The organism is Sphingomonas sp. CFBP 13733, from assembly GCF_014841795.1.
Lineage (GTDB): Bacteria > Pseudomonadota > Alphaproteobacteria > Sphingomonadales > Sphingomonadaceae > Sphingomonas > Sphingomonas aerolata.
Genome location: NZ_JACYUP010000002.1, coordinates 275358 through 294611 on the forward strand (window position 1 = coordinate 275358; position 19254 = coordinate 294611).

A 19254-nucleotide genomic window follows, 5' to 3' on the forward strand; every position below is an offset into this window, starting at 1 on the left:
GGTTGGTGTCGGACAGGCCAGTGTCGGACGGGCGGGCGGCGAGCGGGGTAGCGGTCATCATGATTCCAATATGGCGGCAATCCAGCCGCGAAGGGCCGCGACATCGTCGAGGCGGTAGGTGGCGGCGGTAGGGCGTTCGGGGCCGATCAGGATCCCGGCGCCGCCCAGAGCGTGTGCGGCGACGAAACCATCCTCGTCGGTGACGTCGTCGCCGAAGAAGAACGGGCGGCTGCCGACCAGCGCGGGTGCAGCGATCAAGTCGCGCAGCGCCGCGCCCTTGTCGCCGGGCGTGCGCAGCTCGACCATCATCTTGCCGCGCTGAAGCGTCAGGCCGTGCGTGCGGGCAAGATCCTCGGCGAGGCTTACCGCATCTGCCTCGAACGCCGGCGCCATCCGGTAATGCAGCCCCGCGCCGAGCGATTTCGCCTCATAGACCAGCGCGTTCGCCTCGGCATAGGCGCGCAGCGCCTCGGCGGCGGTTTCGAGCGAGGCGGGGCGTTCGGCGGCGACATGGCCGTCCTCGGGCGTGCGGCGTTCCGCGCCATGGCTGCCCGCGACCGCGAACCGGCGCGCATGCTGGCCGAGCATCGCGTCGAGCTGCGCGATCGATCGCCCGCTGATGATCGCGACGCGTGCGGGGAAGCGCAGGGCGAGCCGGTCGAGCTGGTCGAGCAGGCCGGCATCGACGACCACCGCATCGGGGGTCGGGGCCAGATCGACCAGGGTGCCGTCAAAATCGAAGAACAGGCTGGCGTCGTCGCGGACGTGCGGCGGGGGTGCGAGGACTTCAGTCGCAGGCTGGCGTTCGGCAAGCATGGTCGTCTAACCCCCGGCTGTGACGCTCCGTTCCGCTGCACTGCAAAATTGGAACGGGTGCGGTTCGATTGCCGCTCATAGCAGGGGTTGGGGTTCGGGGCGATGCTTCGGGGCCGTCACCAACCCCAACCCTCTCCGTCATCCTGACGAAAGTCAGGATCCAGAGCCAGGAGCGTCACCCTGTGTTACCCTGGATCCTGACTTTCGTCAGGATGACGGCGGAGAGGGATGGCCGCACGGCCGCACGCACCCACCCACAGCTCGCCCCGGTTGCGACAGGTTGCGACACGAAACCACTGGACGAGGGAAGGGGCATTGCGTCATGCCTGCCGCCCATGTCCCGCGTCCGAGCTTTCCTCCTCATGCCCGTCCTGCTCGCCGGCTGTTCGGTCGGGCCGGACTATCGTCCGAAGGCGGCGGCCGAGCTGGGGGTGCCCGACGCCTATTCCGTTACCCCCGCGACCAGCCCCGAGGACCTGACACGCTGGTGGCAGCGGTTCGACGACCCCGTGCTCGGCCAGCTCGTCGAACAGGCGGCGGCGACCAATCTCGACATCGCGCAGAGCGTCGCCCGCCTCCGCCAGGCGCGCGAGAGCCTGATCCAGAACCGCGCGTCGCTGCTCCCCACGCTCAGCGGCTCGGGCGGCTATCAGCGCAACGAGAATCTGCGCGGCGGCGGGCGGTCGTTCACCTTGCCCGACGGCACCGTCGTCGACACCGGCGGCGGCGGCACCAACAGCTTCTCGCTGGGCGCGAGCGCCAGCTACCAGGTTGGCGTGTTCGGCGAGATCCGCCGCACGATCGAGGCAAGCCGCGCGGAGTACGCAGCCTCTGGCTACGACTATGCGACCGTGCTGATCTCGATCGAGAGCGAGGTCGCGCGCAATTACGTGCTCGCCCGGCTGTATCAGCAACAGCTCGCCAATGCGCGCGCGTCGCTGACGATCCAGGACGACAATCTCGAAATCGCCGGGTTCCGCGTCCAGGCAGGGCTCGTCTCCAGTCTCGACCAGGAACAGGCGCGTGCGCAGCGAGCACAGACCGCGGCGACGATCCCGAGCCTCGATCAGCAATATGCCGCCGCGGTCGCGCGGATCGGCGTGCTGACCGGGCAGGCGCCGGGCGCGCTCCGGCCGCTGCTCGCGCCAGTCAAGCCGATCCCGGTCGGGCCGAAGGCGGTCGGCGTCGGCATTCCTGGCGACACTTTGCGCCAGCGTCCCGACATCCGCTCGGCGGAGCGCGCGCTGGCCGCGGCGACCGCGCGGATCGGGGTGGCCAAGGCCCAGCTCTATCCCGCGCTCGCGATCACCGGCAACATCAACACCAATGCGACCTCGATCGGCAATATCGGCGATGCAATCACCGGCGGGCTGTTCGCGGGGCTGACCCAGGCGATCTTCAACGGCGGCCGGCTGCGCAGCCAGGTGCGGACCAGCGAGGCCGCCGCCGACGGCGCGCTGGCCTTCTACAAGTCGACCGTGCTGACCGCGCTCGAGGATGTCGAGAACGCGGTCGTCGCGCTCCAGACCGCACAGGAGCGCGAGCGCCAGTTCGCGATCGCGCTCGATGCCGCGAACAACTCCGCGATCCTCAGCCGCAGCCAGTATCGCACCGGGCTGACCGACTTCACCACGCTCAACCAGCAGGAGGTCGCGCTGCTGTCCGCGCGCAACGGCGCGACCCAGGCGCGCGCCGATGCCGCGACCGCGCTGGTCGCGCTCTATGCCGCGCTTGGCGGCGGCTGGGACGCGACCGTGATCCCGCAAGCGCCCATCTCCAATCCAGAGGCACGCTGATGGCCGACGCATCAATCGACGACTTTCTGGGCGTGAGGCCGCAGGCCCCCTGGAAACGCTACATCAAATGGGTCGCGATCGCGGTCGGCGTCGTGCTGCTCTGCCTGCTGCTCGCCAAATGCTTCGGCGCGAAGGAGCAGACGCAATATTCGACCCAGGCGGCCGAGCGCGGCAATTTGACCGTGACGGTGTCCGCGACGGGCAAGCTCGCGCCGACCAACCAGGTGACGGTCGGATCGCAGCTGTCGGGGCTGGTCACCAAGGTGGTCGCCGACGTCAACGACCGCGTCGTCGCGGGCCAGCCGCTCGCGCTGATCGATCCCGAACAGCTCGACGACCAGATTCGCCAGGGCAATGCGCAGCTCGCCGCCAACCAGGCGCAGGTGAATCAGGCGCAGGCGACCGTCGCCGAATCGCGCGCACAGCTCAACCGGCTTGAGGAGGTCGCGCGGCTGTCGGGCGGGCGCGTGCCGTCCAAGACCGAGCTTCAGGCCGGCCGCGCCGACTATCAGCGCGCGCTCGCCGCGCAGAAGGTCGCCGAGGCCAATGTCGTCGCCAGCCGCGCCGCACTCGCGCAGAGCCAGACGCAGCGTGCGCGCGCGATCATCCGCTCGCCGGTGACCGGCGTCGTGCTCGCGCGGCAGATCGATCCCGGCCAGACCGTCGCGTCGTCGTTCAACACGCCGACGCTGTTCGTGATCGCCGAGGACCTGACCAAGATGAAGCTCGAGGTCGCGATCGACGAGGCGGACGTTGGCGAGGTCAAGATCGGCCAGCGCGCCAACTTCACCGTCGACGCCTTTCCCGGCAAGACCTTCCCCGCGACGATCACGCGTGTCGATCTTGGCTCGAACCTGACGGTCAGCTCGGCGACGTCGTCGAGTTCGAGCACCAGCACGACGACCACCACCGGCCAGGTCGTGTCCTACGCCGCCGACCTGACCGTGGCCAATCCGTCGCTGACGCTGCGCCCGGGGATGACCGCGACCGCGGACATCGTGACGTCGGACAAGCAGCGCGTGCTGCTCGTCCCCAACGCCGCATTGCGCTTCAAGCCGACCGCCGCGTCGGGCGATGCGGGCGGCGGCATTGCCGGGTCACTGACCTTCCGGCCGCGGCGCGGCGGCGGGGCCGAACGCACCGCGACGCTCGGCCGTGGCGCGCAGCAGACCATCTACGTCAAGGGCGCCGACGGCACGCCGCAGCCGGTACAGATCACCACCGGCGACACCAACGGGACGATGACCGAGGTCCTGTCGGGCAATCTCCAGCCCGGCGCGCAGGTCATCACCGGCCAGCTCGCGAGCGGGTCGGACGAGACCAAGCGCGGCGGCGGTGGTCGGCGCGGTGGTGGCGCGAGCAAGGGCGGGGGCGGTGGCCAGTAATCCGCCCCTGATCTCGCTGCGCGGCGTCACCAAGACGTACGGCGCGGGCGCGACGATGTTCCAGGCGCTGAAAGGTGTCGACCTCGACATTGCCGGCGGCGATTTCGTCGCGGTGATGGGGCCGTCGGGGTCGGGCAAGTCGACGACGATGAACATCCTCGGCTGTCTCGACGTGCCGAGCGCCGGCACCTTCCTGTTCCGCGGGCATCATGTCGAGACGCTCGACCGCGACCAGCGCGCGCTGCTCCGCCGCAAATATCTCGGCTTCGTGTTCCAGGGGTTCAACCTCCTGTCGCGCACCTCCGCGCTCGAGAATGTCGAGCTGCCGCTGCTCTATCGCGGCGACGAGAAGCGCGCGCGCCGCGCGGCGGCGATGGCGAGCCTCGATACGGTCGGGCTGGCGGACTGGTGGGACCACACCCCCGCCGAGCTGTCGGGCGGCCAGCAACAGCGCGTCGCGATCGCGCGCGCGCTGGTGACGAACCCCGACGTGCTGCTCGCCGACGAACCGACCGGCAACCTCGACAGCGAACGCTCGGTCGAGATCATGCAGCTGTTGACCCGGCTCAACGCGGAACAGAACATCACCGTCCTGATGGTCACCCACGAACCCGAAATGGCCGCCTTCGCGCGCACCGTCGTCCACTTCAAGGACGGCCTGGTCGAACGCATCGAAAGCCGCCACGAGCAAGGCGAAAGGGTCGAGTCGTGATGGCCCGGACACCATACACTCACGCCCCCACCCGCCACCGTCATTCCCGCGCAGGCGGGAATCCAGACCGGCAACCGTCGCCGCAGGCCCGCCAGCCCTCGAGCATCTGGATCCCCGCCTGCGCGGGGATGACGGGTCTCTTCTGTCAGTCTTTGAGCCAGGTTCGACGGGACCACGCTGGCGGGATGACCCGGTAATGTTCGGCACCACCCTCTCGCTCGCGCTGCGCTCGATCCGCCGCCACATCCTGCGGTCGTTCCTGACGATCCTCGGCATCGTCATCGGCGTCGGGGCGGTCGTGACGATGGTCACGCTCGGCAAGGCGACGACCGCGGCGGTGCAGCAGTCGATCTCCGCGCTCGGCACCAACATCCTCCAGATCCGGCCGGGTCAGGGTTTTGGCCGCGGCGGCGGCGGACCGCGGCCGCCCGACTTCAAGCCCGAGGACGTCACCGCGGTCGCCAACCAGATCGCCGGCGTCACCGCGGTCGCCCCCCAGGCGCAGGCGACCGCCACCGCGATCTATGAAGGCGCGAACTGGTCGACGACGATCAACGGCACCACCAGCGCCTATTTCCAGGTCCAGCCCTGGCCGCTGGCGACCGGGCGGATCTTCACATCGGCCGAGGAAGCCTCGGGCAAGGCGGTGTGTATCATCGGCAATACCGTGCGCACCAACCTGTTCCGCGGGGGGGACGCCGTCGGCCTACGCATGCGGATCGGCGCGATCAGCTGCGACGTGATCGGCGTGCTGTCGACGCGCGGGCAGGCGGGGTTCGGCGGCGATCAGGACGACGTGGTCATCATGCCGATCAAGGCGGTGCAGCGTCGCTTCACGGGCAATCGCGACATCCGGCTGATGCTGGTGGGCGTCGACCAGAAATTCTCGACCGCGACCGTGCAGGCGTCGATCACCGATCTGCTGCGCGAACGCCGGACGATCACCGCGGGCAAGGAGGATGATTTCAACATCTTCGACACCAAGCAGATTTCCGACACGCTGACCGGCACGACGACATTGCTGACCGGCATCGTCGCGGCGGTCGCGGGGATCAGCCTGGTCGTCGGCGGGATCGGGATCATGAACATCATGCTGGTGTCGGTGACCGAACGCACGCGCGAGATCGGCATCCGGCTCGCGATCGGCGCGGTCGCGCGCGAGGTGCTGTTGCAGTTCCTCGTCGAGGCGATCGTGCTGTCGTGTCTGGGCGGGCTGATCGGGCTGGTGATCGCACAGCTGGCGATCGCGATCATCGCGCCGCTGATCAAGGTCCAGTGGCTGTTCGTGCCCGAGATCAACCTGTTCGCGTTCGGCATCTCCGCGGTGATCGGCGTCGTCTTCGGCTATTTCCCCGCGCGGCGCGCCGCCGCGATGAACCCTATCGACGCGTTAAGGCACGAGTGATCGCCGCGCGCGGGTCGTGGACCAGCGCCTGCAGCCGCTCCAGATCCTCGGGCGTGTCGATGTCGATCAGCTCGGCCGGCGCAGTCACCACGTGCCGCCCCGCGCGCACCAGGTCGCGCGCGCCCGCATCGCCATCGAGCGAGAGCAGGAAGTCGAACCGGTCGCGGGCGAACAGGGCAGGGGGCGACGGCTTCACCCCGTCGCTCGACGCGACCACCGCATCCGCGCTGTCGGCGGCGTCGAGCATCCGGTAGACATGCGCCGCGGTCACGCGCGGCATGTCGGCCAGCGCGATCAGCACCGCCTGCGCGCCGTCGTCCTTGGCGCGCTGCACGCCCAGCTTGACTGACTGCGCCATCCCCGCCGCGGGATCGTCATTATGCACCACCGCATAGCCATGGCTCGCGAAATCGAGCGTGCAGCCATCGGTGACGACCAGCCGGTCGCGGAACGGGATCGCCTCGAACGCGGTGACGACGTGCAGCCCGACCGGCTTGTTGAGGAACGGCACCTCGAGCTTGTTCGGGATGCCGAACCGCTGCGATCGGCCCGCGGCGAGCAGGATAAGGACGACGTCTTCAGCGGCGATCATGGAAGGCTCCGATCATGGCGGCGGCGACCGACAGCGCAATCTCGGACGGCCCGATCGCGCCGATGTCGATCCCGACGGGCGCGTCGATCCGGTCGATATTCTCAGGGGTCACCCCCGCCGCGGCGAGCCGCTCGCGCCGTGCCGCATGGCTCTTGCGGCTGCCGAGCGCACCGACATAGGCGGCGTCGGTCGCCAGCGCGGCGATCAGTGCGGGATCGTCGATCTTGATGTCGTGGCTCAACGTCACGACCGCGGTCGACGGACCCGGGCGCAGCGCGGCGATCGCCTCGTCGGGCCAGCGGTCGTCGAGCGTGACGCCGGGAAACCGCTCGTCGGTCAGGAAGCGCGCGCGCGGGTCGATCACGACCGTCGCGATCCCCAGCTCACGCGCGAGGCCCGCCAGCGCCTGCGCGATCTGCACTGCGCCGACGATCAGCAGGCGGCGCGGCGGATCATAGCGGTTGACGAACACCTCGCCCGTCTCCGCCGGCCGCGCATCGCTGTGCCCGGTGGCGAGGTCGGTGGTGACGGTCAGCGCATCGCCCTGGTCGCGCGCATCGGCGATCCGGTCGAACAATTCGGGGTCGAACCCCTCGGCCGAGACCGGCTGGACCATCACCGCGATCTCGCCGCCGCAGGGCAGCCCGACTTCCCACGCCGCGGCATCCGCGACACCGTAGTTCCGCAGCTGGAACGGCGCGCCTGCGATCACGTCGGCGGCGGTGGCGAGGATGTCGCTCTCGACACAGCCGCCCGACACGGAGCCCTCGAACCGGCCGTCCTCGTGGACCAGCATGTGGCTCCCCTTGGGGCGCGGCGCCGAGCCCCAGGTCGAGACGACCGTGGCGATCGCCATCTTCTCGCCCTTCCAGGTCTTCGCCGCGGCAATCACGCTATCGTTTTCGGCCATGTCTTCTCTCTCTTCTCGTTCCTCCGCATCGGCGTGGGAACAGACGTTATACCGCGGGCAAGCCCTCGAGCAGCTTGTCGAGCGTCACCGGGAAATCGCGCACCCGCACCCCCGTCGCATTGTAGATCGCGTTGGCGACCGCCGCGCCCGCGCCCGAAATGCCGAGCTCGCCGACCCCCTTGGCGCCCGCAGGGTTGGCCGAATCGTCGATCTCCTCGATGAAATAGGCCTCGAGCTGCGGAATGTCGGCGTTCACCGCGACGTGATATTCGCCGAAATCGGGGTTCACGAACGCGCCGGTACGCGTGTCGACGACGCCCTCCTCGGTCAGCGCATAGGCGATGCCCCAGGCCATGCCGCCGATGATCTGGCTGGTCGCGGTCTTGCGGTTGAGCACGCGGCCGACGTCGAACACGCCGAGCATCCGCCGCACCCGCACCTCGCCGCTGACCGCGTTGACCGCGACCTCGACGAAATGCGCGCCGTGGCTCGCCTGGCTGGTGCGCTTGCTCTCCTTGCCGGGGCCGGTCTTGCCCATCGCGACGATCGGCGCACCGCGCAGCAGGTCGGAAAGCGTGACCTGCCGCCCGCCCGCGCTGACGCACCCGTCGCGAAGGCTCAGCTCCTCGGGCGCCGCGTTCATCCGCAGCGCGAGCTCGGCCAGGATGTCCTCGCACGCCAGCACCACCGCGGACACCGCGCTGCCTGCGCCGAACGACCCGCCCGACCCCGCGGTCGGCGGGAAGTCGGTGTCGCCCAGCCGGACATCGACGTCCGCGACCGGCAGCCCGAGCATCTCGCCCGCGGCCTGCGCCAGGATTGTGTAGGTGCCGGTGCCGATATCGGTCATGTCGCATTCGACCGCCGCACGGCCGTCCGCCTCGAGCCGCACGCGCGCCTGCGCCTGGACGGTGAAATTGCCGCGCAGGCTCGCCGCCATGCCGATCCCGATCAGCCATTCGCCCTCGCGCACCGATGCGGGCGCGGGGACGGCTGCGGGCCAGCCGAACCGATCTGCCCCTTGCGTGTAGCAGTCGAGCATCCGCCGCGTGGAGAAGGGCTTGCCGCTGCCCGGATCGCAGTCGGGCTCGTTGCGGCGGCGCAGCTCGATCGGGTCGATCCCGAGCTGGACCGCGAGCTCGTCCATCGCGCATTCGACGCCGAACGTGCCGACCGCCTCGCCCGGCGCCCGGACCGCACCGCTCGCGGGCAGGTCGACGCGGACGAGGTCGGTCCTGAACCGCCGCGACTCCCCGCGATAGAGCGGGATCGTCCCGAACGGCACGGGTTCGAGGAACGGCGCGTCGTCATTCTGCGCGGCGACGCTCTCATGCCCCATGCCCTGGATCACGCCGCGTTCGTCCGCGGCGATGCGGATGCGCTGCGTCGTGTGCGAGCGGTGGTGGACGATATAGGCGGTCTGGCGCCGCGGCAGCGCGATCTTGACCGGGCGGCCGACCGCCTCCGCGGCGATCGCGGCGAGGATCGCCTCGGGGCCGACCCCGGTCTTGCCGCCAAAGCCGCCGCCGACATAGGGGGCGAGCACGCGGACCTTGTCGGCGTCGATCTTGAGCACCTTGGCGATCGTCTTGCGCGCGGCGCCGATCACCTGGTTGCTCGAGCGCACCGTCAGCCGGTCGCCGTCCCACCAGGCGGTGGTCGCATGCGGTTCGAGCGCGGCGGGGAAATGCACCGGTGTCGTATAGGTCGCATCGAGCGTCACGGCCGCGTCGCGCATTGCCGCATCGAGGTCGCCCATGTCGACCGGCGGCACGAAGCCGATCGCGGGATCGGTATCGACCGGCTGCGCCTCGACGTCGAACCGGTCCTCGCCCGCTTCGGTCTCGACGCGGACCAGGGCTGCCGCGTCGCGCGCGATCGCCTGGTCCTCGGCGACGACGACCGCGACGGGCTGGCCGAGATGAAGAATGGTGTCGGTATCGAACAGCGGCAGCGCGCTGGAATTGGATTCGCCCGCGGGCATGCGCGGATCGCCGTGCAGCACCGCGATCACCCCGGGCATCGCCTCGGCGGCACGCGCGTCGATGCTGAGGATCCGGCCGCTGCCGATCGGCGTGCCCACGATCGCGGCATAGGCGACCCGCTCGGGTGTGCCCTCATAGGCATAATCGGCGACGCCGGTGACCTTCGCCGGCCCCTCGACCCGATCGATCCCGCGCCCGAGAACCCCCTGCGTCGCCCGGTCGAGCCCGGCCGGGCGGAACGCGGCGTCCATTACATGGTCGGTCATAGGCTCGTCCTCGGGTGTGGAGGGTCTGAGATAGGAGGGGCGGGGGTGTTTGACGAGGGTGGGGGTGTTGTCTCAACGCCGCCCCGATGCAGGATGGCGCAGCGCCAGCCGGACCCAAGCGAGGGCTGGTGCCGCCCCCTCAACCACCACCCCGGCGAAGGCCGGGGCCCAGTTGGGAAGGTCGTCGTGACGAAGGACGATCCGCTGTCGGGAAAGTCCCCCAACTGGACCCCGGCCTTCGCCGGGGTGGTAGTAAGGAGGGTAGCGCCCACCCCAACTTGTTTCCCCGCGAAGGCGGGGATCCAGCTTTACCAAGGGTGCGCGTTGTGGCTCCTGGACCCCCGCTTTCGCGGGGGAACAGGTCAGACGGCGGGGAGCTGATCCAGCAGCTTGTCCAACGTAATCGGGAACTCCCGCACCCGGATCCCCGTCGCATTATACACCGCATTCGCAACCGCGGCGCCCGCGCCCGAAATCCCCAGCTCGCCGATCCCCTTCGCGTGGATCGGGTTCGCATGGATGTCGCGCTCGTCGACGAAGTGGACGTCCATCTGCGGCACGTCCGCATTGGCCGGCACGTGATATTCGCCGAGATCGTGGTTCACCAGCTTGCCGGTGCGCGTGTCGTGGATCAGATCCTCGGTCAGCGCGGTGCCGATGCCGAAGGTCATGCCGCCCAGGCACTGCGACCGCGCGGTCTTCGCGTTGAGCACGCGCCCCGCCGCGAACGACCCGAGCATCCGCCGCACGCGCGTCTCGCCGGTGATCACGTTGACCGCGACCTCCGCAAAATGCGCGCCGAAGCCTGCCTGCGACGTCTCCTTCTCCTGCTTGCCCGGCTTGATATGCCCGGTCGCCTCGAGGCCCTTGCCGACCAGCTCGCCGATCGGGGTCGAGCGGTTATCGCCGATCGCCTTTCCGTCCTTCAGCGTCAGGCCGTCCTCGTCGACGCCCATCGCCTTGGCGATCTTGCCGCGCAGCATCTCGCAGGCGAGGTAGACCGCGGTCCCCGACGAGGCCGCACCCCAGGACCCGCCCGAACCTGCCGCGGGGGGATCATTGGTATCGCCCAGCGACATGGTGATGTTCTCGACGGGTATGCCCAGGATCTCCGACGCGATCTGCGCGAGGATCGTGTAGCTGCCCGTGCCGATATCGGTCATCGCCGACGACACGGTCGCGGTGCCGTCGGGATGGATCTCGACCTTGGCGGACGATTCCATCATCATGTTGCCGCGCACGGCGGACGCGACGCCGATGCCGATCAGCCACTCGCCCTCGCGGCGCGTGCCGGCCTTCTGGCGCTTGTCCCAGCCGAACCGGGCCGCACCCTCGTCGAGCGCGCGCGTCAGGTTGCGCGACGAATAGGGGACGTCCTTCTCCGGATCGATCCGCGGATCGTTGCGCTTGCGCAGCTCGATCGGATCCATGTCGAGCTTTTCGGCGAGCTCGTCCATCGCACCCTCGAGCGCCAGCATCCCGACCGCTTCGCCCGGCGCGCGCATCGATCCCGACAGGACGAGGTTCACGTCGACCAGCTCATGCGTGATCAGCCGGTTCTCGCCGCCGTAGAGCAAATGCGTGCCGATACCGGCGGGCTCGAAATAATCCTCGGTTGACTGGTTCGACGCGAGCGTCTCGTGCCCGATCGCGGTCAGCTTGCCCTCGGCGTTCGCCGCGAGCCGGACGCGCTGCTCGGTGTTCGAGCGACGCACGGTCGCCTCGAAGACCTGCGGGCGCGACATGACCGCCTTGACCGGACGGCCGAGCTGCTTGGCGGCGATCGCCGCCGCGACGCTCTCGGGCGCGATGCCGAGCTTCGACCCGAACCCGCCGCCGATATAGCGCGCGACGATCCGGACCTTCTTCTCCGACAGCCCAAGCGACTTCGCCAGCTGCTGCGCGTCCGACGTCGGCATCTGATAGGCACCGTACAGCGTCAGCGAGCCGTCCTCTTCCCACACCGCGGTCGAGGCGTGCGGCTCCATCGCCGCCGAATTCTGGCTCGGCGTGACATAGGTCGAATCGACCGTCACCGCCGCATCGGCCATCGCCGTGTCGACATCGCCCTGCTTGAAATGCGCAGGCGCAGCGTCGTCGGGGGGTGTCCGCGTCTCGTCGCGATGCGCGGCGAAGTCATACTGGCCCTCCGCCTCGTCATAGACGATCGGCAGGCGGGCGGCCGCATCGCGCGCGACCTCGAAGCTCTCGGCGAGCACGATCGCGACGATCTGGCCGAAGAACGCGATGTCCTTGACGCCCTGAGTCGGTGCATCGGTCGCGCCGCCCTGTGCGGACACGCGGATGAACTGGTCGAAGTCGGTGACGACGTCGAGCACGCCGGGGATGCTCTTCACCGCGTCGACGTCGATCGACACGACCTTGCCCGCGGAGATCTTCGTGCCGACGAGCACGCCGTAGGCCATGTCGTCGAACTGATATTCGGCCGCATAGGTCGCGGTGCCGCTGACCTTCAGCGGACCGTCGATCCGGTCGAGCGGCTTGCCGATGACGCCCTGAACGCCGCTGTCCAGAAGACTGTCCGGATGCGGCTTGTCCATCGTCAGGCTGTTGGTGGTTCCAAAACCGAACATGTTTATGCTCCCGTTACGGTGCGCAGCGTCGCGATAAGCGTGCGACGCGCGAGGGGGATCTTGAAGTCGTTCGAGCCATAGCCCTTGGCATCGGCGAGCAGCGCGGTCGCCGCGGCCTCGAAGGCCTCGTCCGACGGCGCCTTGCCGACCAGCGCGGCCTCGACCGCCGGATTGCGCCACGGCATCGGCCCGAGCCCGCCAAACGCGAGCGAGGCCGACGCGATCACGCCGTCCTGCACGTCGACCACGGCCGCGACCGAGACGAGCGCAAAGGCGTAGGACGCACGGTCGCGCACCTTGCGATAGGCCTGCTTGCCCTTGGGCGGTGCGGGCAGCTCGATATGCGTGATCAGCTCACCCGTCTCGAGCACGGTCTCGATCTCGGGCGTCGATCCCGGCAGGCGGTAGAATTCGTGCACCGAGATGCGCCGACGATCGCCGTCCGCCTTCAAGGTCACGATCGTCGCGTCGAGCGCGCGCATCGCCACCGCCATGTCGCTCGGATGCGTCGCGATGCACTGCTCGCTGGTGCCGAGCACTGCGAGGATGCGGTTGAAGCCGCCGATCGCTGAACAGCCGCTGCCGGGCTCGCGCTTGTTGCACGCGGCGGCGGTGTCGTAGAAATAATAGCAGCGCGTCCGCTGGAGCATGTTGCCCCCGGTCGACGCCTTGTTGCGCAGCTGGCCCGATGCGCCGGCGAGCAGGGCGCGGCTAAGCACCTCGTACTTGGCGACGACGCGGCGGTCGGCGGCGAGGTCGCTGTTCGGCACCAGCGCACCGATCGTCAGCCCGCCATCCTCGCGCTCCTCGATCTTCGCGAGATCGAGGCGGCTGATGTCGACGAGCGTGTCGGGCGTCTCGACCTGCAGCTTCATCAGGTCGAGCAGGTTGGTCCCGCCCGCGATGAACCGCGCGCCGGTCGTCCCGGCATCCCGGACCGCGGCCTCGGGGGTCGCGGGTTTCTCATAGGTGAAGGTCTTCATGCCACCATCTCCCCGCGCGCATCGGCGTCCATCGCCGCGTCCTTTTCGTCCGCGGACCGGCCCTTGGGCGCGGTGTCGCCGACTTCGCGGATCGCATCGACGATGTTCGGATAGGCGGCGCAGCGGCACAGATTGCCGCTCATCCGCTCCGAAATCTCGGCATCGTCGAACTTGGGATCGGTCAGGTCGCCCGATGCGTGGCTGGCCCAGCCCTTCTTGACCTCGTCGAGCATGCCGACCGCCGAGCAGATCTGCCCCGGCGTGCAATAGCCGCACTGGTAACCGTCATGCCGCACGAACGCATCCTGCAGCGCGTGAAGGTTGCCCGGCTGGCCGAGACCCTCGATCGTCGTGATCTCGTCATCCTGGTGCATGACCGCGAGCGTCAGGCAGGAATTGACCCGGCGGCCGTTGATCAGGACGGTGCACGCCCCGCACTGACCGTGGTCGCAGCCCTTTTTCGAGCCGGTGAGGCCGAGATGCTCGCGGCACAGGTCGAGCACCGAGGTGCGGATATCGGGCTCGGCGTCATATGATTGACCATTGATCGTGAAATGCATGGGGTCGCCCCTTCTGGATCCGGGAAATATGAGGACTGAACGCCGATGCGTCGAATGGTTTCCTATTGCGATTGGCTCTCACGAATCGCCGCGCTGGTACTTGGCGTCGCCGGCGGGCAATCTGTTGCGATGACACCGAAAAATCCTCCCTCGACACCTCCGATCGTGATCGCGCACCGCGGTGCGAGCGGGCTCCGGCCCGAACATACGCTCGCCGCCTACGACCTCGCGATCGAGCAGGGCGCGGACTTCATCGAGCCCGATCTGGTGCCGACGAAGGACGACGTGCTCGTCGCGCGGCATGAAAATGCGATCGCCGACACGACCGACGTCGCCGACCATCCCGAATTCGCCAGCCGCCGCACGACCAAGACGATCGACGGGCACAACCTCACCGGCTGGTTCGTCGAGGATTTCACGCTCGCCGAACTGAAGACGCTGCGCGCGAAGGAGCGGCTGCCGAAACTCCGCCCCGCGAACACCGCCTATGACGGCCGGTTCGAGATCCCGACGCTCGCCGAGATCATCGCACTCGCCAAGCGGCGCTCCGCCGAGACGGGCCGAACGATCGGCATCTATCCCGAGACCAAGCACCCAACCTATTTCGCCGGCATCGGCCACCCGACCGACCTGCTGCTGGTCGCGCAGCTCAAGGCGGCAGGCTGGGATTCGGCGACGGCACCGGTCTTCATCCAGTCGTTCGAGGTGAAGAACCTCCAGCGCCTCCATGCGGTCACCCGGGTGCGGCTGATCCAGCTGATCGACGGCGAGGGCGGCCCCGCCGACGGTGCGCAGTCGAGCTATGCCGCGATGATCACGCCCGCGGGCCTGAAGGCGGTGGCGGGCTATGCGTACGGGATCGGCCCGAACAAGGGCATGCTGTGGTCGGGCACGACGCCGTCGCCGCTCGTCGCCGACGCGCATGAAGCGGGCCTGCGCGTCCATCCCTGGACCTATCGTGCGGAGAACATGTTCGTCCCCGACCGCTTCCGCCGCGGCACCGACCCCGCCGCGCACGCCGACATCGCCGCGGAGATCGACGCCGGGCTCGCGCAAGGTATCGACGGATTCTTCACCGATTTTCCGCTATACGGGGCGCAGGCGCGCGATCGGCTGCGCGCGGGAGTGAAGTAGATGCGTAAGGTTCTTCCCGTTCTGGCGATCCTGCCCCTGATGGCCGCAGGCTGCATCAGCACTGCGACGTCGATCGTGAAGGCGCCGTTCCAGGTCGCCGGCAAGGCGGTCGACTGGACCACCACCAGCCAGGAGGAATCGGACCGCAATTACGGCCGCAAGATGCGCAAGCAGGAGGCCGAGGAGGGCAAGCAGCGCAAGGAACTCGCCAAACGCTGCAAGAAGGACCCCCGGCGCGGCGAATGCGGGCAATATCAGGGGTACCGCGCGGGGGAGTGAGGGGAGGGGGCACCCCCAACGCTCAATACCACCCCGGCGAAGGCCGGGGCCCAGTTGGGGGCCGCTGCTGGCAAGGGGCAGCGCGCTGTTACCGCCGTCCCCCAACTGGGCCCCGGCCTCCGCCGGGGTGGTGGCTGAGGAGATCAGTCCCTCTGCTTCTTTGTTCTCCCGCGAAGGCGGGAGCCCAGTCTGGACTCCCGCCTTCGCGGGAGAACAATCTCAGCTCAAAACCACCACATCACCGTAGCCGGAAATGGCGTCCACCACCCGACCCGCACGCCTGCAAACCGCAGCGCATTCCCCGTCCACGCGTTGCACGTCGCCACCCCGCTATAATGCCCCCGCGCGTCGTAGAACGCGTCATAACCGGCATAGCCCGGATAGGCCCGCCCCCCCGGCCGGATCGTCGCCGCGATATACCCCGCCAGCCGCCGATACTCGCGCTTGCTCAGCATCACCGCGCGCACGTCGCCACCGGGCACCGGCGCGGCGAGATGCTCGACGTGCAGCAGCACCGCGTCGCTGCCGATCGCCGACGCCAGCACGGTCCGCAGCTTCACGTCCGCCCAGGTCGGCGTCTCGAGGAAGAACGCCTTCTCCCCCCAGCCGATTGCAAGGTGATCGGACGCGGCATAACGCGGGTCGCGCAGGTCGGCGGGCCGGGCAAACCCGCGCCAGTCCACCCCTGCCGCGACCTTCGGGACGATGATCCCGGTATGCACCCCGTTGCTCTCGACGAAGATGCGTATGCCGCGCGGGGGAGGGCGCCAGTTCCGGTTGGTCGGGATCGCTCCGCCGACCAGCCCCGCCACCGCATAGGCTGCAACGAGCCCGAGGACGACCGCAAGGATCCTTAACGACCAATGAATCCAGCGCGTTTCCGTTGTCATTCGGTCATGCTAGACGATGGCCATGCTAGAAGAAACGCACGTGCTCAGCACGCCGCCCGAAGGGGCACCCGACTGGACGATCCCGCAAAACTGGTCGAGCTATACCGCCGAGGATCATGCGACCTGGGACACGCTGTTCGCGCGCCAGTCGAAACTGCTCCCCGGCCGCGCGTCGAACGCGTGGCTGCGCGGGCTCGACGTGCTGAAACTGTCGAAGCCCGGCATTCCCGATTTCGAGGAACTGTCCGAACGGTTGATGAAGCTCACCGGCTGGTCGGTCGTCGCGGTGCCCGGCCTCGTCCCCGACGACGTGTTCTTCGATCACATGGCCAATCGCCGCTTCGTCGCGGGCAACTTCATCCGCCGTCCCGACCAGCTCGACTATCTCCAGGAACCCGACGTCTTCCACGACGTGTTCGGGCACGTGCCCATGCTCGCCGACCCGGTCTTCGCGGACTATCTGGCCGCCTATGGCCGCGGCGGCCAGCGCGCGCTCGGGCTCGACGCGCTCAAATATCTCGGCCGGCTCTACTGGTACACGGTCGAATTCGGCCTGATCGCCGAGCCCGAGGGGCTTCGCATCTACGGCTCGGGCATCGTCTCGAGCTTCGCCGAAACCCGCTTCGCGCTCGACGACCCCAGCCCCAACCGCATCGCGCTCGACCTCGCGCGCGTGATGCGGACGGAGTACCGGATCGACGATTTCCAGCAGAATTACTTCGTCATCCCGAGCTTCGACGAACTGCTGCGCCTGACGGTCGAGACCGATTTCGCACCACTGTACGAGGAGCTGAAGGCCCAGCCCGACATCCCCGTCGCGCAGATCGAACCCGGCGACGTCGTGCTGACACACGGCACGCAGGCCTATGCAAAGGCCAAGGCCACACGCGCCGCATAATGCCACCACCCCGGCGAAGGCCGGGGCCCAGTTGGGCGAACCCCAGAGATGGAACCGAACCGCCATCCCAACTGGCCCCCGGCCTCCGCCGGGGTGGTGTCGGATGTGAGTCGAGGCACGGGCCGTACCCTCATGTTCCCCCGCGAAGGCGGGGGCCCAGACTGGACCCCCGCCTTCGCGGGGGAACAAGCTTCCTGGGGAGGGGCTCTCAGACTTTCAGCGCCGAGCCGTATCACCGCATACGATCGAACGCCCCCCCACCCACAAACCACCCCGGCGAAGGCCGGGGCCCAGTTGGGCGAACCTCAGAGATGGAACCGAACCGCCATCCCAACTGGGCCCCGGCCTCCGCCGGGGTGGTGTCGGGTGTGCGGCGAGGCGCCCGCAGGATCAGATATCCAGCGCCCACCCGTCGCGCCCCTTGGGATCGAACGGCCCGTCCGCCACGAACCGCGTCGCCCCCGCGCGCAGCCGCAGCACGCTCCAGTCCCCGCGTCGGTCGACCGCCTCCAGCGAGCACCCGCACGCAGCATAGGCCGCGACCACGCCCGCGCGCTGCGTCTCGAGCAGCCCCGCCAGCACGATCGTCGCCCCCGCATCGGCGATCGACGCGATCTCGGGCGCCATCGACACCAACGGCCCCGCCAGGATGTTCGCGATCACCAGGTCATAGGGCGCGCGCGCGACGATCGCGTCGTCGAGCGTCCCGTCGGCCACCACCAGGTCGATCCCCGCGACCCCGTTCAGGTCCGCATTCTCCTGCGTCACCTCGATCGAGACCGGATCGATATCCGTCCCCATCACCGCCGCATCGGGCCACAGATCCGCCGCGGCAAAGGCGAGCAGCCCGGTCCCCGTGCCGATGTCGATGACGTTGCCGAACCGCTCGCCCGACGCCGCATCCGCCAGCCCGTCGAGCATCGCCAGGCACCCGCTGGTCGTCTCATGATGCCCCGTCCCGAACGCGCGGCTCGCCTCGATCAGGAAGGCGCGCTTGCCCTCGGGCACCGCGTCGGCATGCGCGCGGGTGTGGACGAAGAACCGCCCGACCGACAGCGGCTCGAGCCCCGCCTGGCTCATCGTCACCCAGTCCGCCGCGGCCAGCCGCTCGACCGCGATTCTGGCCCCCGCCGCGCTCGGCACCAGCGCGCGCACCGCCGCGACCGTGTCGGCGCCCGGCTCATGCTCGAAATACGCGTCGAGCCGCCAGGATTCGACGTCGTCCTCGATCTCCTCGGTGGTCATCAGCACCGCGTCGGCGGGAATCGCATCCCCCAGATCGCCGCTTGCATCGATCGCCTCCGCCTCCGCGCGCGTGCAGGGGAGGGTGAGTTTCCAGCTCTCAGCGGACATGGCTGGCCCCGTTCACGTCGATCACCGCGCCGGTCATCGAGGGCGGCGCCTCGAGCGCGCAATAGCGTGCGACCGAGGCCACTTCGGCGGGGTCCGCGACCTTGCCGAGCGGAATGTCGGCGAGCAGCGCATCGCCGCCGCGGCTCGACAGATAGTCCTCCGCCATCCCGGTCATCGTGAAGCCGGGGCAGATCGCAAAGGCGAGGATCCCCTCGCGGGCATAGCCGCGCGCGATCGTCTTGGTCATCGCCACCATCCCCGCCTTCGACGCGGCATAATGCCAGTGCGCGGGCGAATCGCCGCGATAGGCGGCGCGGCTGGCGATGTTGACGATCCGGCCCGCAAACCCGCGCGCCTGCCAGTGCAGCACCGCGAGCCGGCACAGTTCGGCAGACGCGGTCAGGTTGATCCGCATCGTCCGCTCCCACTGAGCGGTCCAGTCCGCATCCTCGAGCGGGCTCGCCTCGAACACCCCGGCATTGTTGATCAGCACGTCGATCGTGCCGCCCGCCTGTTCCAGCGCGGCGGTCCACAGCGCGGTCGGCCCGGCGGGATCGGCAAAGTCGGCGGGGAGCCCGCTCGCGCTGCCCCCGTTGCTGCTCTTGTGCCCGATGACGGTGGCGCCTGCGTCGGTCAGCGCCTGGTGAATGGCCGCGCCGATGCCCCGGCTCGACCCTGTGAGTAGGATGGTCATGA

17 protein-coding genes are annotated in these 19254 nt (G+C 68.9%); 7 read left to right on the forward strand and 10 right to left on the reverse strand.

Annotated elements, in window-relative coordinates; genetic code table 11:
* Positions 1-57: 57 nt before the first annotated feature.
* The gene (gene otsB / locus IFT71_RS05430; RefSeq protein ID WP_192098943.1) at positions 58-816 is read right to left on the reverse strand and encodes a trehalose-phosphatase; all 759 of its coding nucleotides are present in this window, start codon (positions 814-816) and stop codon (positions 58-60) included.
* Between the two features lie 362 nt (positions 817-1178).
* On the opposite strand from otsB, the gene IFT71_RS05435 reads away from it, so the two are divergent.
* The 4 genes from IFT71_RS05435 (at position 1179) to IFT71_RS05450 (ending at position 6114) form a co-directional block, all read left to right on the forward strand.
* Positions 1179-2612: an efflux transporter outer membrane subunit gene (locus IFT71_RS05435; RefSeq protein WP_244654780.1), complete on the forward strand. Its 1434-nt coding sequence runs from the start codon at positions 1179-1181 to the stop codon at positions 2610-2612.
* Positions 2612-3997: an efflux RND transporter periplasmic adaptor subunit gene (locus IFT71_RS05440; protein ID WP_031440132.1), complete on the forward strand. Its 1386-nt coding sequence runs from the start codon at positions 2612-2614 to the stop codon at positions 3995-3997. Before IFT71_RS05435 ends, IFT71_RS05440 begins: the two co-directional genes overlap by 1 nt.
* Before the next feature lie 55 nt (positions 3998-4052).
* Entirely contained in the window at positions 4053-4709 is a 657-nt protein-coding gene (locus tag IFT71_RS05445) for an ABC transporter ATP-binding protein (RefSeq protein WP_192140207.1), read from the forward strand.
* Positions 4710-4905: 196 nt separating this feature from the next.
* Positions 4906-6114 carry an ABC transporter permease gene (locus IFT71_RS05450; protein WP_192139570.1) on the forward strand — a complete coding sequence of 403 codons (1209 nt, stop codon included), beginning with the start codon at positions 4906-4908 and terminating at the stop codon, positions 6112-6114.
* On the opposite strand, the gene IFT71_RS05455 is transcribed toward IFT71_RS05450, so the two are convergent.
* The 6 genes from IFT71_RS05455 to IFT71_RS05480 form a co-directional block, all read right to left on the reverse strand.
* Positions 6089-6706: a nucleotidyltransferase family protein gene (locus IFT71_RS05455; protein ID WP_056405176.1), complete on the reverse strand. Its 618-nt coding sequence runs from the start codon at positions 6704-6706 to the stop codon at positions 6089-6091. The two genes, IFT71_RS05450 and IFT71_RS05455, sit on opposite strands and share 26 nt — an antisense overlap.
* A complete protein-coding gene (locus IFT71_RS05460) occupies positions 6693-7616 on the reverse strand; it encodes an XdhC family protein (protein ID WP_192139572.1) in 924 nt (307 codons plus the stop codon). The genes IFT71_RS05455 and IFT71_RS05460 overlap by 14 nt, the downstream gene beginning before the upstream one ends.
* 46 nt (positions 7617-7662) lie before the next feature.
* Positions 7663-9867, reverse strand: coding sequence for a xanthine dehydrogenase family protein molybdopterin-binding subunit (locus tag IFT71_RS05465; RefSeq protein ID WP_192139573.1), 2205 nt, complete (start codon positions 9865-9867; stop codon positions 7663-7665).
* A 362-nt stretch (positions 9868-10229) separates the two neighbouring features.
* The gene (locus IFT71_RS05470; RefSeq protein WP_192139575.1) at positions 10230-12461 is read right to left on the reverse strand and encodes a xanthine dehydrogenase family protein molybdopterin-binding subunit; all 2232 of its coding nucleotides are present in this window, start codon (positions 12459-12461) and stop codon (positions 10230-10232) included.
* Between the two features lie 2 nt (positions 12462-12463).
* Positions 12464-13444: an FAD binding domain-containing protein gene (locus tag IFT71_RS05475; RefSeq protein ID WP_037530016.1), complete on the reverse strand. Its 981-nt coding sequence runs from the start codon at positions 13442-13444 to the stop codon at positions 12464-12466.
* On the reverse strand, positions 13441-14004 hold the full coding sequence (locus IFT71_RS05480) for a 2Fe-2S iron-sulfur cluster-binding protein (protein ID WP_081874216.1): 564 nt from the start codon (positions 14002-14004) through the stop codon (positions 13441-13443). Before IFT71_RS05480 ends, IFT71_RS05475 begins: the two co-directional genes overlap by 4 nt.
* Before the next feature lie 129 nt (positions 14005-14133).
* On the opposite strand from IFT71_RS05480, the gene IFT71_RS05485 reads away from it, so the two are divergent.
* A complete protein-coding gene (locus IFT71_RS05485; protein ID WP_192139577.1) occupies positions 14134-15138 on the forward strand; it encodes a glycerophosphodiester phosphodiesterase in 1005 nt (334 codons plus the stop codon).
* Entirely contained in the window at positions 15139-15417 is a 279-nt protein-coding gene (locus IFT71_RS05490; protein ID WP_192139579.1) for a hypothetical protein, read from the forward strand.
* A gap of 224 nt (positions 15418-15641) precedes the next feature.
* Here the strand turns inward: IFT71_RS05490 and IFT71_RS05495 are convergent, their stop codons facing one another.
* Entirely contained in the window at positions 15642-16307 is a 666-nt protein-coding gene (locus tag IFT71_RS05495; RefSeq protein ID WP_192139581.1) for a TIGR02117 family protein, read from the reverse strand.
* Between the two features lie 22 nt (positions 16308-16329).
* Between IFT71_RS05495 and phhA the strand changes: the two genes are divergently transcribed.
* Complete coding sequence (phhA, locus tag IFT71_RS05500) at positions 16330-17205, forward strand: phenylalanine 4-monooxygenase (protein ID WP_192140208.1); 876 nt, start codon at positions 16330-16332, stop codon at positions 17203-17205.
* 390 nt (positions 17206-17595) lie between these two features.
* On the opposite strand, the gene IFT71_RS05505 is transcribed toward phhA, so the two are convergent.
* Together IFT71_RS05505 and IFT71_RS05510 are read right to left on the reverse strand one after the other, a co-directional pair.
* Entirely contained in the window at positions 17596-18558 is a 963-nt protein-coding gene (locus IFT71_RS05505; RefSeq protein ID WP_192139583.1) for a 50S ribosomal protein L11 methyltransferase, read from the reverse strand.
* Positions 18548-19252: an SDR family NAD(P)-dependent oxidoreductase gene (locus IFT71_RS05510; protein WP_192139585.1), complete on the reverse strand. Its 705-nt coding sequence runs from the start codon at positions 19250-19252 to the stop codon at positions 18548-18550. The genes IFT71_RS05505 and IFT71_RS05510 overlap by 11 nt, the downstream gene beginning before the upstream one ends.
* Positions 19253-19254 lie beyond the last annotated feature (2 nt).

What these genes read in the sequence shown, in the direction of transcription:
- otsB (WP_192098943.1), bottom strand. Translation starts at nt 816, where the DNA reads ATGCTTGCCGAACGCCAGCCTGCGACTGAAGTCCTCGCACCCCCGCCG.
- IFT71_RS05435 (WP_244654780.1), top strand. Translation starts at nt 1,179, where the DNA reads ATGCCCGTCCTGCTCGCCGGCTGTTCGGTCGGGCCGGACTATCGTCCG.
- IFT71_RS05440 (WP_031440132.1), top strand. Translation starts at nt 2,612, where the DNA reads ATGGCCGACGCATCAATCGACGACTTTCTGGGCGTGAGGCCGCAGGCC.
- IFT71_RS05445 (WP_192140207.1), top strand. Translation starts at nt 4,053, where the DNA reads ATGTTCCAGGCGCTGAAAGGTGTCGACCTCGACATTGCCGGCGGCGAT.
- IFT71_RS05450 (WP_192139570.1), top strand. Translation starts at nt 4,906, where the DNA reads ATGTTCGGCACCACCCTCTCGCTCGCGCTGCGCTCGATCCGCCGCCAC.
- IFT71_RS05455 (WP_056405176.1), bottom strand. Translation starts at nt 6,706, where the DNA reads ATGATCGCCGCTGAAGACGTCGTCCTTATCCTGCTCGCCGCGGGCCGA.
- IFT71_RS05460 (WP_192139572.1), bottom strand. Translation starts at nt 7,616, where the DNA reads ATGGCCGAAAACGATAGCGTGATTGCCGCGGCGAAGACCTGGAAGGGC.
- IFT71_RS05465 (WP_192139573.1), bottom strand. Translation starts at nt 9,867, where the DNA reads ATGACCGACCATGTAATGGACGCCGCGTTCCGCCCGGCCGGGCTCGAC.
- IFT71_RS05470 (WP_192139575.1), bottom strand. Translation starts at nt 12,461, where the DNA reads ATGTTCGGTTTTGGAACCACCAACAGCCTGACGATGGACAAGCCGCAT.
- IFT71_RS05475 (WP_037530016.1), bottom strand. Translation starts at nt 13,444, where the DNA reads ATGAAGACCTTCACCTATGAGAAACCCGCGACCCCCGAGGCCGCGGTC.
- IFT71_RS05480 (WP_081874216.1), bottom strand. Translation starts at nt 14,004, where the DNA reads ATGCATTTCACGATCAATGGTCAATCATATGACGCCGAGCCCGATATC.
- IFT71_RS05485 (WP_192139577.1), top strand. Translation starts at nt 14,134, where the DNA reads ATGACACCGAAAAATCCTCCCTCGACACCTCCGATCGTGATCGCGCAC.
- IFT71_RS05490 (WP_192139579.1), top strand. Translation starts at nt 15,139, where the DNA reads ATGCGTAAGGTTCTTCCCGTTCTGGCGATCCTGCCCCTGATGGCCGCA.
- IFT71_RS05495 (WP_192139581.1), bottom strand. Translation starts at nt 16,307, where the DNA reads ATGACAACGGAAACGCGCTGGATTCATTGGTCGTTAAGGATCCTTGCG.
- phhA (WP_192140208.1), top strand. Translation starts at nt 16,330, where the DNA reads ATGCTAGAAGAAACGCACGTGCTCAGCACGCCGCCCGAAGGGGCACCC.
- IFT71_RS05505 (WP_192139583.1), bottom strand. Translation starts at nt 18,558, where the DNA reads ATGTCCGCTGAGAGCTGGAAACTCACCCTCCCCTGCACGCGCGCGGAG.
- IFT71_RS05510 (WP_192139585.1), bottom strand. Translation starts at nt 19,252, where the DNA reads ATGACCATCCTACTCACAGGGTCGAGCCGGGGCATCGGCGCGGCCATT.